The sequence below is a fragment of the Amycolatopsis sp. DG1A-15b genome, assembly GCF_030285645.1.
Lineage (GTDB): Bacteria > Actinomycetota > Actinomycetes > Mycobacteriales > Pseudonocardiaceae > Amycolatopsis.
Map to the genome: position 1 here is coordinate 4,433,433 of NZ_CP127296.1, position 15,452 is coordinate 4,448,884.

Sequence of the window (15,452 nt, forward strand, 5' to 3'; positions counted from 1 at the left end):
GGCTCGCGGCGTGGCTGACGAACATGGGTCGTGGAAGACGTTCGGCGAGCGGCTGGTCTACGACAACAAGTGGGTCAAGGTCGGGCTGACCGACGTCGAGGCGCCGAACGGCGAACGCTGGGACTACCACGTAGTCCACCTGGCCAGGATCGCCATAGCGCTGATCGTAAACGACCAGGATGAGGCGCTGATGCTGTGGCGCTACCGGTTCGCCACCGAGCAGTGGGGCTACGAGCTGCTCGGCGGCATGGTCGATGACGGCGACGACTCCGCCGGCACCGCCGCTCGTGAGGCGGCCGAGGAGTCCGGCTGGCAGCCGGTCGGCGAGCCGGAGCACCTGGTCAGCTTCGAGCCGCTTCCCGGGCAGGTCACCGCGCCGGTCGATGTCTACCTGTGGCGGCAGGCCGAGCACATCGGCGACCCCACCGACACCGAAGAGGTCGGTCGGGTTGAGTGGGTGCCGCTGTCGCGGGTCAACGAGCTTGCGCGGCGTCAGGAACTGCTCGGCTCCGGCACGCTGGTGTCCCTGCTCTACTACCTCAACTCACGCCGGACGTGAGCCAGGCAGTACGAGCCGTTCGAGACGGCGACGCAACCGCACAGAACCTACCTGGGAGATAACCCGCCGGGCCTGCAACGCGTAGGTCCTGGCGGCTTCCCGGTCGCCGGCCGCGCTGTACGCAAGGGCGAGATCCACATACACCGCGGCGCCGGCCCGGACGAACGACGTCGACCCAATGCTGCCGACCACGCGCTCGAGGTGCTCGATCGCTTCCGGCGCGCCGAGGTGGACCAGAGCATTGCCGCGCCAACGGTCGAGGTGGCTGCCGCCGAGGAAGACGAACGGCAACTCGGGGTGCACGACCTCGTTCGGCAGGAACGTGTCGGCTTCGTCGAACGATCGAAGAGCGTCGTCCCGATTGCCGGCGATCGCGTGGCCCTCCCCTTCGGCCGCCGCGAGCCAGGCTCGCAGTAGCGCTGGAGCCCGTTCGCCGATCGAACGCGCTTCCCCGAACAGAGCGAGCGCGTCGTCAATGTTGCCCACGTCGATGAGGACGAATGCCTGTTCGGCGGTGGCGTGAGCGAGCAGAGCGGCCGAGCCGGACTCCATCGCGGCGTACTTCGCGCGTTCGTAGTGGGTCCAGGCCTGGTCGAGCGCGCCGATGTCGAGCGAGTTCCAGCCGGCCAGCGTCGATGCCTCGACAAGCACGCTCGCCAGCGGTGCGCGGTCGCGGCGCAAGATCGTGTGCCTAAGTAGGCCCTCTACCTCGGTGATCTGTCCGCGGAGCCGTTCGAGACGGGCCGCCGAGCCGAACCGGCGGTCGGCGTGGCGGACGCTGATGACCTCCTCGCGGAACAGCTCGATCGTCTGCTCGTCGACCCGGCGGGCGATGATCAAGCGTTCAGCGAGTTCGTCACCGGACGGGCCGGCGAAGTCACCGGACGGGAACCCGAGGTCGTCGTCGGTACGGCCGTAGATCTCGCGCAGGACCGCGCGCATCGGCGGTTCGGGCATCACGTGCCCGTTCTCCCACCGAGAGATGTCCGTCTTCCGGCTCGCCACCGAACGCTCCGGCAATCCGTGTGCCGCTGCGCGCGCGTTGATTGCTCGCGCGAGTTTTTCCTGGCTCCAGCCGAGTGCATTGCGCGCCGCCTGCAAAGCGGTTGTCGACGTCATGACGTCGCCGCCAAATATGCGTTTTGACCTGCGCAGATAACAAGAGATAACACGGGGCTTGTCATCCGCTGCCAGCTGCCGGCCTGCGCGGAAATGCCGTTTCTTAGTGGCATGACACACGACAAGAAACACCGGCGGGCTGCCGAGTCGGCCGCCCACCACAAAGGACTCGCGCTAGTCGCGCAGCTTCCCATCGCGGCGAAGCAGTTCGGTGAGATCGGCCAGTTGCTCGGTAATCGACGTCAGCCGCTGTTCGATCGCGGCGAGGCGTGCCGACACGGCGTCTTCCATGTTCTCGCGGGGCTGCCCCAGGGCCGGAGGGATGCGGCCGTGCAGCACGGCGAGCAGGTGTTGCGGGTGCAGGCCAAGCGCCACGGCCAGCGCTTCGAGCGTCCGGTCACTGCGCTTGCGCTCGACGGTGTGGTTCTGGATCTCGCGGACGATCGCCTGGGAGACCTGCGAGCGCTCGGCCAGCTCGCGTTGTTTCCACCCGAGCTCGTGCACGCGCTCGTTGATGGCCTTCGCGACCGCCGCCCAGTCTTCCGACACCCATTCCTCCGTGGTCCGCCTCAGCGCCGACATTAGCGCTTGACGGATTCGACGGCGCCGAGATCCACACCGCGTCGCGCATTCGGACCATTCTCACGCCTATATGCGACTAAATCAGCTCACATTGTGCGCTCAAATCAGCGTGATGACCTTAGGGACCTCAAAATGCAGAAGAAACTTCCTGACGCCGGTGGCCCGGCGTTCTACTCGCCGGCCGATGCCGCGTGGCTTCTCGGTGTCGACCTCAACTCCATCCATCGCGCTATCCGGGTCGGCGAGCTGCGCGCATTGCGGCGCCGCTCCCGGCTCGTCATCCCGGCCGCCGAGCTGCGGCGGGCGCTCGGCGGTGGTGCGCGATGAACGATCACGACTACGCGGCGATCGTTGCCCGGCTCGACCGGTACGCGGCGGTGCCCGATGACGTACTGACCAACGTGGTGGCCAGGGACGGCCTGTGCTTCTGGACGTTCGAGCGGGCCGACCTGCCGGAGCTGACCGGGGATGATCCGCCGGACAGGGTGCTGGCTGCGCGGCTCTGTGCCGGCTGCCCGGTGATCGATGAGTGCCTTGAACTCGACCTGCGGACCGCCGGGCCGAACACGCTCGGCGTGTGGGGCGCACTGCCGGAGACCGACCGGCGCGCCCTGCACCCTGTCTGGCTGCAGCGACGGGGAGGTGAGGCGCGATGACGCTCACCCTCTCGCCTACGCAGGTGCTCGCCGGTCTCGCCGTGCTGTTCGCCCTGTTCACGGTATGGCGGTTCGGCGCACGCAAGGCGCGCCGTGCTGCCGAGACCGCGCGAGCCGGCGCCCGAGTGGTTTCGCTCGCCGGGCGGGTGCTGTTCACGGGCTCGGCATTCGCCGGCGTTCAGTGGCTTGTGATCACGCACCCGGGGAACCCGACGCTGCTCCTCGTGGTGCTCGGCGCGCCGGACCTGGTCGCGGCCTACGTCTTGACGCGCGCTCTCACCGTGACGTCGCTGGACACCACGCGCCGGGGCGGTGGTCGCCGATGAGCGAGCAACTCCCCCGCGCTCAGCAACTCGCCAAGGACGCCGCCGAAGCGGCTGACGTCAGGCGCTGGCGAACTCATCCGGACGTAGTCGCGCTCCAGGTCGAGCGAATTCGGACTCAGGTCGACCGGCTGTGCTGGGCCGGAATCGTCCTCGGTCTGGCCTTCACGACGGCCAACGTGCAGTGGTTCGCTGCCGCCGGAGCTGTCTTCGGGTCGCTGCCCTGGCTGACGGCGTGGCTGCTGGACCCGACCGTGTGCCTGGTGCTGCTCGCGATCCTGCGGGCGGAACAGGTGACCGCCCGGTACCAGGTCCACACCGGACCGTGGGTGCGAGCGGCGAAATGGCTCACGCTGGCGGCTACGTACGTCATGAACACCTGGTCGTCCTGGGCGGCCGGGTCGCCGGCCGGCGTAGTCCTGCACTCCGTGCCACCGATGGTCGTGTTCGTCGCGGCCGAGGCCGTCACCGACCTGCGCGACAAGCTCACCGACGCCGTGCAGGCGGCACACGTGAACGCCACGAACGTTCATGAACTGCCGGCGCCTGCCCGTGAACGGCCTGCGCGGCGGCTGTTCGCCGACTACCTCGCCGAGGCGCGCCAAGCGTGGACGTCCGACGTGAAGGTGACGCCAGCCTGGGTTCGGGAGGTCACCGGGTGCTCGCGCGGATTGTCGTCTCGGCTGGCCACCGCGCTTGCGGATGAGGTGCGCCATGACCGCTGAATCGGATGCCGAGGTCAACAGCAGCGCCAGGCTCGCACGGGTGGCTTCGGGGGACGTCGAGCACGTCGGCCCGGTGCTCGACGGCGAGTTGATCGACGACACCTTGCCTCAGCCGCGGGTCCGGACTGTCCGACGTCGGTTCGCTCGGTGGTGGAAGCACTCGCCGTGCGTGCCCCTGTGGCTCAAGAGCAAGCCGCAAGCGATCCAGGCGGCGAAGGACGCCGTGGTCTGGGTGGTTAAGTCGCCGGTCCGGTACGTCGGCGCGGTCGTCCGCGGGTTCGTGGCCGGCGTCCGCTCGTGGCGCGGGTGGATCAAGGTCAACGACTACCGGACGGCCGCCGAGGAGTCGGAGAAGCTTGCCGACAAGTTCACGGAGATTCGCGAACTCACGTTGTTCCGCTGGAAGGTCACCGGCGCCGTGGTCGCTTTCGCGGCGTTGGTGGTCGCCGTGGTAGATCTGCTGTACGGCGCTGATCCGCTGTGGATCGGCGGCGCTGCCGCGTCGTTGGCGCTCGCGGTCCTGGGCCGACGCAAGGACGGCAGCCCGGGACGGAAACCGGCACTTGCCGGGCCGCGCACGCTGACGTGGACGATGGACCCGCAGGTTCTCGTCGACGCGTTCCGAGACGCGAAGCTGATCGGAAAGGACGAAACGCTTCGTCTGGTCGAGCGCGCGACCCGCGTAGGCGAAGGTTGGGCCGTCACAGTGGACCTGCCGGCGACGCGCAAGGCCGCGGACGTCGTGAAGAACCGGGATGCGCTCGCGTCGGCGCTGGCGGTCGACGAAGTTCAGCTCATCGTCGAGCGCGTCCGCGGCAACGGCGGGCACGCCGGGCGGATCTCGATGTGGGTCGCCGATGAGGACCCGTACGGCCGGCCGCCTCTCCAGACGCCGTTGCTCGGCGTGACGCGCTGGGACGCGTGGCGGGCGGTCCCGTTCGGACGGGACGCACGAGACCGGCGGATCGACCTTCCGCTCGTGTGGACGTCGTTGCTGATCGGCGCGATCCCCCGGCAGGGAAAGACATTCGCCGCCCGACTCGCAGCGAGCGGCCTCATCCTGGACGCGTGGGTGCGGCTCTACGTCGCGGATTTCAAGGCCGGAAAGGACTGGATCGCGGCCGCACAGGTTGCCCATCGCTTCATGGCGGGCGACGAACCCGAGCACGTCCTGGCGCTCATCGACTGGCTTGTCGAACTGGTCGCCGAAGTTCAGGGGCGGTATCGGCGAATGCGGGACCTCGACGACATCGTGTGCCCGGAGTCGAAGGTGACACCGGAGATGTCGCGAGACAAGGCGTTGAACATGCCGATCACGGCGATCTTCATCGACGAGGTTCAGGTGCCGCTCGAAGACCGCACGCCCGTTGACGTACAGGGAAAGAAGCTTGCGGCGGGCGAGTACGTCGGCGAACTACTGACGTGGCTGGCGAAGAAGGGACCTGCGGCCGGGATCGTGCTTGTCCTCGCCACGCAACGGCCGGACTCGAAGACGATCCCGTCCGGGCTCCGCGCGGTGCTCGGGTCACGGTTCGCGCTCCGAGTGATGGACTGGCGCGACTCCAACATCGTGCTCGGCGAGCAGATGAACACCCGCGGATTCGACTCCTCGCGGCTGCTGGCCTCACACAAGGGCGTCGGCGTCCTCCGCCCGGACGGCGACACAGCCGCCGGAGCCGATGTTCTGGCGATGACGGTCCGGACGTACTACATGCCGAACGAGGACTGGCAGACCATCTGCCAGCAAGGCCGTGCCCTGCGTGAGGCCGCGGGGACGCTCACCGGGCACGCGGCAGGCCAGGACACCATGCCGGCGCTCGACCATGCGGCCGTGGCGCACGCTCTCGGCGCGGGCACGGCCGCACCGCTGGCCGAGCTGCCCGAACCGCTCGCCTCGCTCGTCACCTACCTGGGTGACGACCTCGGTCCCGACGGTCGCGACTTCGTGCCGACGGCCGAGCTGCTGGAGGCGTTGGACGCCGACCGGCGGACGTTCTCACAGCAGATGGGCGAGGCGGGGTGCCGGCCAACGCGCGATCGCGTGACCAGCGAAGACGGCGAAACGCGGCAAGTGCGCGGCTATCTGACCGCTGATATCCGCCGAGCTATCCAGCGTGTACGCGACGGCGGCGAACCTGCCGAGGCCGGTGATCCGTCATGAGTGCACGGGTGGAAGGTCAGGCTTATCGGGTTATCCTACCTGCGGGATTGCCAGAGCTGACGCCTGCGGCGGCGCGTGCGCTGCTGGCCGTGCTGATCGAACTGACCGAGGTGCCGGTGCTCGACGAACCGGTGAGGGAGGCGACCAATGTCCGCTGAAATCAGCGACCCATGGTCGAAATTAGACGAGATCCTTGGGCTGGCGGTGGCCGAGCCCGTAGACGAAGGGATTGGCGCCTTGGCCGTCTACGGGCGGTGCTCGACGGAGGACAACCAGGACCCGGAGACCTCTCGCGGCTGGCAGTTCGGGAACGCGCGGAAGTTCGTCGAGCCGCTGGGCGGCCGGATCGTGGCAGAGTTCTTCGACGTTGGGCAGTCGCGTTCGGTGCCGTGGGAACGCCGCACCGAGGCGTCGCAGTTGCTCGCCCAACTGAAGAACCCGCGTCGCGGATGGGATGCCTTGGTCGTCGGTGAAGGCACCCGCTGCTGGTTCGGGAATCAGTTCTCGCTCATCGCGCCGCGGTTTGCCGCCTATGGCGTGGACCTGTGGGTGCCGGAGTTGGGCGGGAAGTTCGATCCGCGGAACCCGTCGCACAAGATGCTGATGAGCGTGCTCGGCGGCATGAGTGAGTCGGAACGGCAGCACGTTCAGGCTCGCGTACGGGCCGCGATGGACGCGCAGGTAATCAACGAAGGGCGCCACCAGGGCGGCCGGGCGCCGTACGGATACGTCGTAGTGGACGGCGGACCGCATCCGAACCCGCGAAAGGCAGCAGAGGGATTCCGGTTACGCCTGCTCGCGCTCGACGAGCCAGCCGCCGAAGTGGTGCGCCGCATCTTCGACGAGTACCTCGACGGCAACGGCGACCGCGCTATCGCGAACATGCTGAACCTTGAAGGCATCCCCTGCCCGTCGGCAAGCCGGCCCGAACAAAATCGGCATCGGCTTGCCGACGGGTGGCAAGGCAGCACAGTCCGATCGATTCTCGACAACCCGCGGTACACCGGTTACGCGGTCTTCGGCCGGTGGGCCAAGCACGAGACGCTGCTCGACCCGGATGATGTGGCGGCCGGTCACGTGGTCCGTTTTCGGCGCGCGACTCCGGATCGCATTGTTCGATCGAGAAATCAGGCGCATCCCGAAATCGTGTCCGTCGCGACGTTCACGCAAGTACAGCTTCTGCGCCGGTCGAAGGCACGCGGCGGCTTGGCGACGGCGAGGAGGGCCGAGCGCGGCGCTCGGAGCACGGCACGAACCTATCTTCTGCGCGGCCTCCTCCGGTGCGGGGCCTGTCACAGGAAGATGCAAGGCGCGACGATTCGCCAGCATGTGTACTACCGATGCACGGCTCGCACGATGGCGCCGGGCTCCGCGGCGCTCGCAGACCATCCGAAAACGGTGAACTTGAAAGAAGGCGCGGTCGTCGCGGCGCTGAACGGTTGGATCGGGAGGCTGTTCGAGCCGGGCAACGTCGACCAGACCGTTGCGGCGCTCCTCGAATCGGCAGGAGGAGGCCGCGGGAGCACGAGTGAGGCCGCAAGGCATCGGCTGGCCGATGCCGAAGCGCGACTTCGCCGGTTCCAGGACGCCATCAGTGCCGGCGTCGAGGTGACCGCTCTGGTCGACTCCATCAACCAAGCCCAAGCGGATCGGGTAGCGGCAAGGGTCGAGCTGGAGCGAACGCCGGCTGACCACAGCATCACCGACGCCGAGATCTACGCGATGATCGATTCGCTGGGTGACGTAGAAGCAACGCTCGCGGACGCGAAGCCGGCTGGACTGGCCCGGCTCTACCAGCGGCTGAACCTGGAGCTACGCTACGAACCAAAAGAGCTGGCCGTCTATGCGACGACCAGCCCGGGTGTAGATAGTGCGTGTGTCCGAGGGGGGACTTGAACCCCCACGCCCGTTAAGGGCACTAGCACCTCAAGCTAGCGCGTCTGCCATTCCGCCACTCGGACCTGCTGAAGAAAGAGTATACGGCCACCCCGACCCCTCCATCAGGGGGGTCCGGATCCGCCCTCGGACCGGGTCTGGCATCATCGATCGGCTTCGCTCCCCTGCATCGATCCAGGCGCCGCCGTGGCCGGGAGATGGGCCGGTGAAACACCGTGCTCAGACGGTTTACAAGACCGGTTCTGCTTCCTAGGATTCGCCGGGCAAGCCAGCGCGTTCAAGCGCCCCTCAGGACCTGGAGGTTCCGGTATGGCGCGCGCTGGTTGGCCGTCTGATGATGAGATTTCCGTTGATGAGCTCCTGCGGGAAACCGGGGCCATGCCTCGGTCGCTGGAGGCGTCCGAGCACGTTGCGCGGGTTCGTGAGGATGACACCGGTGCCGGCTACCGGGAACGGCTCGAGCAGCGGGCGAAGGAGGCCGCCGCCGCTCAGCAGCGGGCCGGGCGGCGGATTCGGTGGGTCTCCGCCCTGTGCGGGGGCCTCGTCGTCGTCGGGAGCCTCGTGATCATTGCCGTCACCTCGGAGAGCTCGCCCGGGCGGCAAGCCTCCCTGGCTGCCGATCCGCTGGCGCCCGCCACCACTCCGCGGACGGTTGCCACCACCGCGCCGAGCCCCACGCCGGTGCCCACCGTGCTCCGGCAGGTCTCGACCTCCGCGTCCCCTTCGACGACCGCGCCCAAGACCACCGCCACCACCAGCCAGACCCAGGCTCCTCCTCCCCCGCCCGCTCCGGTCGCCTCGTGCACCGTCCACTACGCCGTCACGGATCAGTGGCCCAACGGGTTCACCGCCAACGTCTTCGTCACCAACACCGGCAACCAGACGCTCAACCCGTGGACCACCACCTGGAACTTCACCGCCGGGCAGCGGGTCACCCACAGCTGGAACGGCGACTACTCCCAAAGCGGCTCGCGGGTCACCATGAAAGCGGTTTCCTACAACCTGGCCCTCGCCCCGGGCGCGACCGTCAACATCGGCTTCAACGGCTCCTTCGACCGCGGCAACCCGGCGCCCGGCGGCTTCACCCTCAACGGCACCGGCTGCAGCACGAACTAACCCAGCACCTCGCGCATGAAGCCCACCAGCCAGTGCTGGGCCGGGCTGCGGGCGTGCGTGTGCCGCGTGTACACCGACACCTGGGCCGGCTCGACCTCCATCGGCAGCTCGAACAGCCGGACCCGGTGCTCGGCCGCGAACACCTCCGCCACCAGCCGCGGGACCATCGCCACCAGCTCGCCGTCCTGCACCAGGTACGGCAGCGCCGCGAACCGGGTCACCTCCAGCACCACGCGGTCGAGCAGGCCGCACGCCTCCAGCGCGCGGCGGGGGCCGTCGTGGCCGGTCGGGCCGAACACCGTCACGTGGCGCTCCGCCGCCAGCTGGTCGAAGGTGACCACCGAAGAAAGGCGCGGGTGATCCCGCGCCACCATGCCCAGGTAGCCCTCGGAAAACAGCGGGATCCGGGCTACGCGCTGCGAGCTGATCAGCGACGACGCGATGAACGCGTCGAGCTCGCCGCGGCCGAGCTGGTCGGCCGCGCGGTCGACGTCCAGCGGCCGGACGGTCAGCGTCACCCCGGGAGCGCGCGACGGCAGCGCCGCCATCAGGCGTGGCAGCAGCGAGATCTCCCCCAGGTCCGACAGGCACAGCGTGAACGCCGCCCGGGCCGTCGACGGCGAGAACGACTTCGCGCCGCTCACCGCCGTCTCGATCTCGGACAGCGCGCTGTGCAGGGGCTCGTACAGCGCGCGGGCCGTCGTCGTCGGGACCAGGCCGCCGCCGGTGCGGCGGAACAGCTCGTCGGAGAACCGGCGCCGCAGCTTCTGCAGGCTGTAGCTGATCGTCGGCTGCGTGACGTGCAGGGACTCGGCCGTCGCGGTCACGCTGCGGGTCTCGTACAGCAGCACGAACGTGCGTACCAGGTTCAGGTCGAAGTCCGGCATCATCGATCCCCTCTATGAACCACCGAGGCAACATTTATTGGAACACAACCGCGCTGCTCCATAGGGTCGGTCCGACTTCGAGGAGGCCCCACCGATGCCCACCGTCCGCCGGCTCGCCCACGAGTTCCTGGACCGCCGTGGCCTGACCACCATCTTCGGCAACCCCGGTTCCAACGAGCTGCCGTTCCTCGCCGAGCTGCCGGAGAACTTCCGCTACGTCCTCGGCCTGCACGAAGGCGCCGTCGTCGGGATGGCCGACGGCTACGCGCAGGCGACCGGCCGCCCGGTGCTGGTCAACCTGCACGCCGCCGCCGGCTCCGGCAACGCGATGGGTGCGCTCACCAACGCCGTCTACTCGCGCTCTCCCCTGGTGCTCACCGCGGGCCAGCAGGTCCGGACGGCGATCGGGCCGGAGGCGATGCTCGCCAACGTCGACGCGACGCAGCTGATGCGCCCCCTCGTCGCCTGGTCCGGCGAGCCGAGCTGCGCCGAAGACGTCCCGAGGTCGCTCGCGCAGGCGGTGTTCGAGGCCGAACTGCACCGGCGCCCGAGCTACCTCTCGGTGCCCTACGACGACTGGGCCGTGGAGCTGGACGAGACCGCGACGCTCGACAGGCAGGTTCAGAAAGGCCTGGCGCCGAGCGAAGCCCAGCTCGACGCCCTCGCCGCGAGCGTCGCCGCGGCGCGGAACCCGGCGCTGGTCCTGGGCGGCGACCTCGACGCCACCGGGCTGTTCGACCGGGCCGTCGCCCTGGCCGAGCACCTCGGCGTCGCGACCTGGGTGGCGCCGTCACCGCACCGGCTGCCCTTCCCCAACCGGCACCCGCTCTTCCGCGGCGTGCTGCCCGCCGGCATCGCGCCCGTGTCGGCCGCGCTGACCGGCCACGACCTCGTGCTGGTGCTCGGCGCGCCGGTCTTCCGCTACCACCAGCACGTGCCCGGCGCGTACCTGCCGGAGGGCACCCGGCTGATCCAGGTCACCGACGACTTCGGCGCCGCGGCCCGCGCGCCGATGGGCGAGGCGCTGGTCGCCGACCCCGCGCCGGTGATCGAGGCGCTGCTGGCCAAGGTGCCGGGACGAGAAGCGAGCGCGGGCTACGCAGCGAACCCGGCGCCCAAGACCGGCGGGAAAGCCCTGCACCCGGAGCAGGTGTTCGCCGCTCTGCGAGACACCCAGGCGGGCGACACGCGCTACGTCGTGGAGTCGACGTCGACGAACTCGGCCTGGTGGCGGCAGATGGACCTGCGCCGCGAAGGTTCCTACTTCTTCCCGGCCGCCGGCGGGCTCGGCTTCGGCCTGCCCGCCGCGGTCGGCGTGGCGATGGGCAGCCCGGACCGCCCGGTCGTCGGCGTCATCGGCGACGGCTCGGCCAACTACGGCATCACGGCGTTGTGGACCGCCGCGCACTACCGCGTGCCGGTCACCTTCGTGATCCTGCGCAACGGCGTCTACGGCGCCCTGCGCTGGTTCGGCGGGCTGCTCGGGACGCCGGACGTGCCCGGCACAGAGATCCCCGGGCTCGATTTCACGGCCATCGCGGCCGGGTACGGCGTCGAAGCCACCACCGCCGGCGACGAAGAAGACCTGCGCGCCCAGCTCAAGACGACCCCGGACGGCCCACGGCTGATCCAGGTCGACACCGAACCGACCACACCGGAGTGATCATGACCCTGCTCGCAACAGAATTCGCCGGCGGTAGCGGCGGGACCCACCCGGTCGTCGAACCGGCCACCGGGAAAACCCTGGGCCACGTGGGCATCGCGACGCCTGACGACGTCGCGGAAGCCGCCGCCACCGCCGCGAAGGCCCAGCGCGACTGGGCCCGGCGCAAGCCCGCCGAACGCGCCGCCGTGCTGCGCCGCGCCGGCGAGCTGTGGGAAAAGCACGCCGCCGAGGTGCAGGACTGGATCGTCCGCGAAGCCGGTTCGACGCGGCCCAAGGCCGGGATCGAGACCGGGATGGCGGCCGGGATCTGCTTCGAGGCCGCGGCCCTGCCCACCCACCCGCTCGGCGAGGTGCTGAGCACCGGCGAACCGCGCTGGTCGCTGGCCCGGCGGGTGCCGGCCGGCGTGGTTTCGGTGATCTCGCCGTTCAACTTCCCGCTGATCCTCGCCATCCGCTCGGTCGCGCCCGCGCTCGCGCTCGGCAACGCCGTGCTGCTCAAGCCCGACCTGCGGACCGCGGTGTCCGGCGGGGTGAGCATCCTGCGCGTCTTCGAGGAGGCCGGGCTGCCCGAAGGCCTGCTGCACCTGCTGCCCGGGGACACGGGAGTCGGCGCCGCGGTGGTCGACGCGCCGGAGGTGTCGGTGGTGTCGTTCACCGGCTCGACCGCGGCCGGGCGGAAGGTCGGCGAAGCCGCCGCGCGCTCGCTCAAGCGCGTGCACCTGGAGCTCGGCGGCAACAACGCGCTCGTCGTGCTGCCGGGCGCCGACGTCGCCAAGGCGGCCTCCGCCGGCGCGTTCGGCTCGTTCCTCCACCAGGGTCAGATCTGCATGACCACCGGCCGTCACCTCGTCCACGAGTCCCAGGTGGACGAATACGTCGAAGCCCTCGCGGAGAAGGCACGCCGGCTGCCCGTGGGGAACCCGGCCGAGAGCGACGTCGCTCTCGGCCCGATCATCGACGACCGCCAGCTCGCGCACGTCACCGACGTCGTCGACCGCAGCGTCGCGGCCGGCGCGCAGGTCCTGGCGGGCGGGAAGCCCGACGCGCCGTTCTACCCGCCGACTGTCCTCTTCGGACTCGACGACACCAGCCCGGCCTGGCGCGAGGAGATCTTCGGCCCGGTCGCGCCGGTGCGCGCCTACCGCGACCTCGAAGAGGCCGCGCGGCTGGTCAACGACTCCGAGTACGGCCTGTCGGTCGGCATCCTCGGTGACGTCGGCACGGCGATGAAGCTGGCCGAGGAGGTCCGCTCGGGCAAGGTGCACATCAACGAGCAGACCGTCGGCGACGAGCCGACCGCGCCCTTCGGCGGCGTCGGCGACTCCGGCAACGGCTCCCGCTTCGGCGGGGCGAAAGCCAACATCGAGGCCTTCACCGAAACGCAGTGGCTCACCGTCCGCGCGGACATCGCGCCCTACCCGTTCTGAGGAGCACGACGATGAAGACGTCTCGTGGCGCGTGGACGGCGGTCCTCTGCTGGCTGACCGTCCTGCTCGAGGGCTACGACCTGGTCGCGCTCGGCGCCACCATCCCGACCCTGCTCAAAAGCGGCTACCTCGGTTTCACCGCGGCGGGCGCGACCGCGGTCGCCACGGTCTCGCTGATCGGCGTGGCCGTCGGCGCCGCCGGGCTCGGCCCGCTCACCGACCGGTTCGGCCGCCGGGTGCTGCTCATCGGCTCGGTCCTGCTGTTCTCGCTGTTCACCCTGCTGACGCCGCTCGCGCCGAACGTCGCGACGTTCGGCATCTTCCGGTTCGTCGCCGGGCTCGGCCTCGGCGCGTGCATGCCGGTGGCGCTGACCGTGATGTCGGAGAACCTGCCGGCCCGGCGGCGCGCCAGCGCGAGCACGTTCACCATGACGGGCTACCACGTCGGCGCGGTGCTGACCTCGGTCCTCGCGCTGTCCGCCAAGGAGGACTGGCACCTGCTGTTCTACGGGGGCGGGATCGTCGGCCTGCTGGCGGTGCCGCTGATGTGGTGGAAGCTGCCGGAGTCCGCGGCCTACCTCGCGGCCAGGGAACAGCACGAACGCGCCGGGCTCAAGGACCTGCTGAGCGGCCGGTTCCGGCGGATCAGCATCGCCGTGTGGACCGGTTCGTTCATGGGCCTGCTGCTGGTCTACGGGCTCAACACCTGGCTGCCGCAGCTGATGCGCACGGCGGGCTACCCGATCTCGACGTCGATCACGCTGCTGCTGGTGCTCAACGTCGGCGCGGTGCTCGGGCTGGTGCTGGCCGGCACGATCGCCGACCGGTTCGGCATCCGCCCGATCGTGCGGATCTGGTTCGGTGCCGGGGCGGTCCTGCTGGCGGCGCTGAGCCTGAAGATCCCGAACGCGGTCGTGCTCAACGCGGTCGTGCTGCTGACGGGCGTGTTCGTGTTCTCCGCGCAGGTGCTGATCTACGGCTACGTCGCGCACGCGTTCCCGGCGCAGGCCCGTGGTACCGCGCTCGGCCTGACGTCGGCGGTCGGGCGGCTGGGCTCGATCCTCGGCCCGTTCGTCACCGGGGCGCTGGTCACCGCCGGGATCGCCTACCCGTGGGGCTTCTACTTCTTCGCCGTGGTGGCCGCGCTGGGCCTGGTCGCGGTGTTGCTGCTGCGCGGCGAGACGCGGGCCGAGGAGCGGTTGACGCCCGTTTCCGCCCGCTAGACCGTGTCTTCCGGACGGCGGCGGCCCAGCGTCGCCTCCGGGTGCTCGGTGCGGCGGTCGGAGTCGCGCAGGACCTCGCGGGCCTGGCCCTCGGGATCCGCGCTCTCGACGGCCTGCTCTTCGGGCAGCAGCTCGGCGCGGGTTTCGGTCCGGTCAGGGGTGTCGGTCATGCTTCGCGAGTACCCGGTCCGGACCGATCTCAGACACGCAGCCAGCCGATGGCCAGCGAGAGGACCAGCCCGGCGACCATCAGCACGAGGATGCCGGTGACGACCAGCCACAGCACCGGCATCGCCTTGGACGGCATCGGCTGCGGGTGCGACAACCCCGACGTCTGGGCGGAGTCGGGTGGCGTGCTGCCCGGGGGCACGCCGCCCCCGGCTTCCAGGTCCGGGGTCCGGCGGGGGTCCGGATCCGGGGGTTCGGCGGTCATGGCGGCACCGTCCTTCCGTCGCTCCCGCGGCGGGTGCCCGGCCGGCGGGCGGGCAAACCCGATCACTCGCGGGACCGGCGGTTGCCGGCCGCGTCGCGGCGCAGCCGGTCGGTGTGGGCCGAGATCTCCCCGAGCTGCTCGGCCAGCCCGGCGTGCGCGCCGGTCAGGTGCGGCTGCGCGGCGGCCAGCGGCGGGAGCAGCGTCGCCGGGTCGTCGTCGCCGAGGGCCGCGCCGAGGCGGTCGGCGCTGGCCTGCCCGGCCGGGCCCAGCCCGTCGAGCGCGCTGACCCGGCCGGCGAGCTGGCGCAGGATCGCGGAGTTGCGGCGGGCCCAGTCGGCGACGGCCCGGTCGCCCGCACGCCGGTCGCGTTCTGCGTCGACCCGCGCTTCGCCGGTCTTCTCGCCGGTGTGCGACGGCTGCAGCCGCAGGTAACGCCGTTCCGCGGCTTGGCGGCTCGCGACGCCCAGCGCGGGTGCGAGCGCCACCCAGCTGGCGCCGGCCGCCCTGGCCGCGGCGATCAGCTCCGGTTCCCAGCTCGCCAGCTCCTCGCGCAGCAGCCGCAGGCCGGACAGCGCGTCCAGCACCCGGTCCTGGTCGGCCGCCCCGGCCCGGGCGGCCACGACCACCTCCTGGATCCGGCGCAGCACGCCGGTGGGATCGATCCCGTCCATCACGTCAT

Annotated in this window: 18 protein-coding genes and 1 tRNA gene; 12 read left to right on the forward strand and 7 right to left on the reverse strand. The window is 70.2% G+C overall.

The genetic code is table 11. The annotated features are described in order from the left end of the window. Positions 1–10: 10 nt before the first annotated feature. Positions 11–559 (forward strand): NUDIX hydrolase, encoded by a 549-nt coding sequence (locus QRY02_RS20025; protein WP_285993052.1) that lies wholly within the window; start codon positions 11–13, stop codon positions 557–559. Here the strand turns inward: QRY02_RS20025 and QRY02_RS20030 are convergent. Then, positions 545–1,678: an NsdA family TPR-like regulatory protein gene (locus QRY02_RS20030; RefSeq protein WP_285993053.1), complete on the reverse strand. Its 1,134-nt coding sequence runs from the start codon at positions 1,676–1,678 to the stop codon at positions 545–547. The genes QRY02_RS20025 and QRY02_RS20030 overlap by 15 nt on opposite strands. A 174-nt stretch (positions 1,679–1,852) precedes the next feature. Further along, positions 1,853–2,227 (reverse strand): helix-turn-helix domain-containing protein, encoded by a 375-nt coding sequence (locus QRY02_RS20035; protein ID WP_285993054.1) that lies wholly within the window; start codon positions 2,225–2,227, stop codon positions 1,853–1,855. 165 nt (positions 2,228–2,392) lie between these two features. On the opposite strand from QRY02_RS20035, the gene QRY02_RS20040 reads away from it, so the two are divergent. The 7 genes from QRY02_RS20040 to QRY02_RS20070 are packed head-to-tail and all read left to right on the forward strand — an operon-like array spanning position 2,393 to position 8,021. Then, positions 2,393–2,587, forward strand: coding sequence for a helix-turn-helix domain-containing protein (locus QRY02_RS20040; RefSeq protein ID WP_285993055.1), 195 nt, complete (start codon positions 2,393–2,395; stop codon positions 2,585–2,587). Next, on the forward strand, positions 2,584–2,916 hold the full coding sequence (locus tag QRY02_RS20045; protein WP_285993056.1) for a WhiB family transcriptional regulator: 333 nt from the start codon (positions 2,584–2,586) through the stop codon (positions 2,914–2,916). The genes QRY02_RS20040 and QRY02_RS20045 overlap by 4 nt, the downstream gene beginning before the upstream one ends. Then, on the forward strand, positions 2,913–3,242 hold the full coding sequence (locus QRY02_RS20050; RefSeq protein WP_285993057.1) for a hypothetical protein: 330 nt from the start codon (positions 2,913–2,915) through the stop codon (positions 3,240–3,242). The genes QRY02_RS20045 and QRY02_RS20050 overlap by 4 nt, the downstream gene beginning before the upstream one ends. Then, entirely contained in the window at positions 3,239–3,964 is a 726-nt protein-coding gene (locus QRY02_RS20055) for a hypothetical protein (RefSeq protein WP_285993058.1), read from the forward strand. The genes QRY02_RS20050 and QRY02_RS20055 overlap by 4 nt, the downstream gene beginning before the upstream one ends. Then, entirely contained in the window at positions 3,954–6,125 is a 2,172-nt protein-coding gene (locus QRY02_RS20060; protein ID WP_285993059.1) for an FtsK/SpoIIIE domain-containing protein, read from the forward strand. Before QRY02_RS20055 ends, QRY02_RS20060 begins: the two co-directional genes overlap by 11 nt. Continuing rightward, the gene (locus QRY02_RS20065) at positions 6,122–6,283 is read left to right on the forward strand and encodes a hypothetical protein (protein ID WP_285993060.1); all 162 of its coding nucleotides are present in this window, start codon (positions 6,122–6,124) and stop codon (positions 6,281–6,283) included. The genes QRY02_RS20060 and QRY02_RS20065 overlap by 4 nt, the downstream gene beginning before the upstream one ends. Beyond that, the gene (locus QRY02_RS20070; protein ID WP_285993061.1) at positions 6,273–8,021 is read left to right on the forward strand and encodes a recombinase family protein; all 1,749 of its coding nucleotides are present in this window, start codon (positions 6,273–6,275) and stop codon (positions 8,019–8,021) included. Before QRY02_RS20065 ends, QRY02_RS20070 begins: the two co-directional genes overlap by 11 nt. On the opposite strand, the gene QRY02_RS20075 is transcribed toward QRY02_RS20070, so the two are convergent. Then, positions 8,003–8,086: transfer RNA gene (locus tag QRY02_RS20075), tRNA-Leu, on the reverse strand. The genes QRY02_RS20070 and QRY02_RS20075 overlap by 19 nt on opposite strands. Positions 8,087–8,399: 313 nt before the next feature. On the opposite strand from QRY02_RS20075, the gene QRY02_RS20080 reads away from it, so the two are divergent. Continuing rightward, a complete protein-coding gene (locus tag QRY02_RS20080) occupies positions 8,400–9,137 on the forward strand; it encodes a cellulose-binding domain-containing protein (protein WP_285993062.1) in 738 nt (245 codons plus the stop codon). On the opposite strand, the gene QRY02_RS20085 is transcribed toward QRY02_RS20080, so the two are convergent. Further along, positions 9,134–10,024, reverse strand: a complete 891-nt coding sequence (locus QRY02_RS20085) for a LysR family transcriptional regulator (protein WP_285993063.1) — start codon at positions 10,022–10,024, stop codon at positions 9,134–9,136. The genes QRY02_RS20080 and QRY02_RS20085 overlap by 4 nt on opposite strands. Before the next feature lie 94 nt (positions 10,025–10,118). On the opposite strand from QRY02_RS20085, the gene mdlC reads away from it, so the two are divergent. The 3 genes from mdlC to QRY02_RS20100 are packed head-to-tail and all read left to right on the forward strand — an operon-like array spanning position 10,119 to position 14,340. Next, a complete protein-coding gene (mdlC, locus tag QRY02_RS20090; RefSeq protein WP_285993064.1) occupies positions 10,119–11,687 on the forward strand; it encodes a benzoylformate decarboxylase in 1,569 nt (522 codons plus the stop codon). Between the two features lie 2 nt (positions 11,688–11,689). Further along, positions 11,690–13,117 carry a benzaldehyde dehydrogenase gene (locus tag QRY02_RS20095; RefSeq protein WP_285993065.1) on the forward strand — a complete coding sequence of 476 codons (1,428 nt, stop codon included), beginning with the start codon at positions 11,690–11,692 and terminating at the stop codon, positions 13,115–13,117. 11 nt (positions 13,118–13,128) lie between these two features. Continuing rightward, a complete protein-coding gene (locus tag QRY02_RS20100) occupies positions 13,129–14,340 on the forward strand; it encodes an MFS transporter (RefSeq protein ID WP_285993066.1) in 1,212 nt (403 codons plus the stop codon). Here the strand turns inward: QRY02_RS20100 and QRY02_RS20105 are convergent. From QRY02_RS20105 to QRY02_RS20115, 3 genes are all read right to left on the reverse strand, one after another. After that, on the reverse strand, positions 14,337–14,510 hold the full coding sequence (locus tag QRY02_RS20105; protein WP_285993067.1) for a hypothetical protein: 174 nt from the start codon (positions 14,508–14,510) through the stop codon (positions 14,337–14,339). The genes QRY02_RS20100 and QRY02_RS20105 overlap by 4 nt on opposite strands. Positions 14,511–14,539: 29 nt before the next feature. Continuing rightward, entirely contained in the window at positions 14,540–14,773 is a 234-nt protein-coding gene (locus tag QRY02_RS20110; RefSeq protein ID WP_285993068.1) for a DUF6480 family protein, read from the reverse strand. Between the two features lie 62 nt (positions 14,774–14,835). Further along, positions 14,836–15,444 (reverse strand): DUF3156 family protein, encoded by a 609-nt coding sequence (locus QRY02_RS20115; protein WP_285993069.1) that lies wholly within the window; start codon positions 15,442–15,444, stop codon positions 14,836–14,838. Positions 15,445–15,452: the final 8 nt, after the last annotated feature.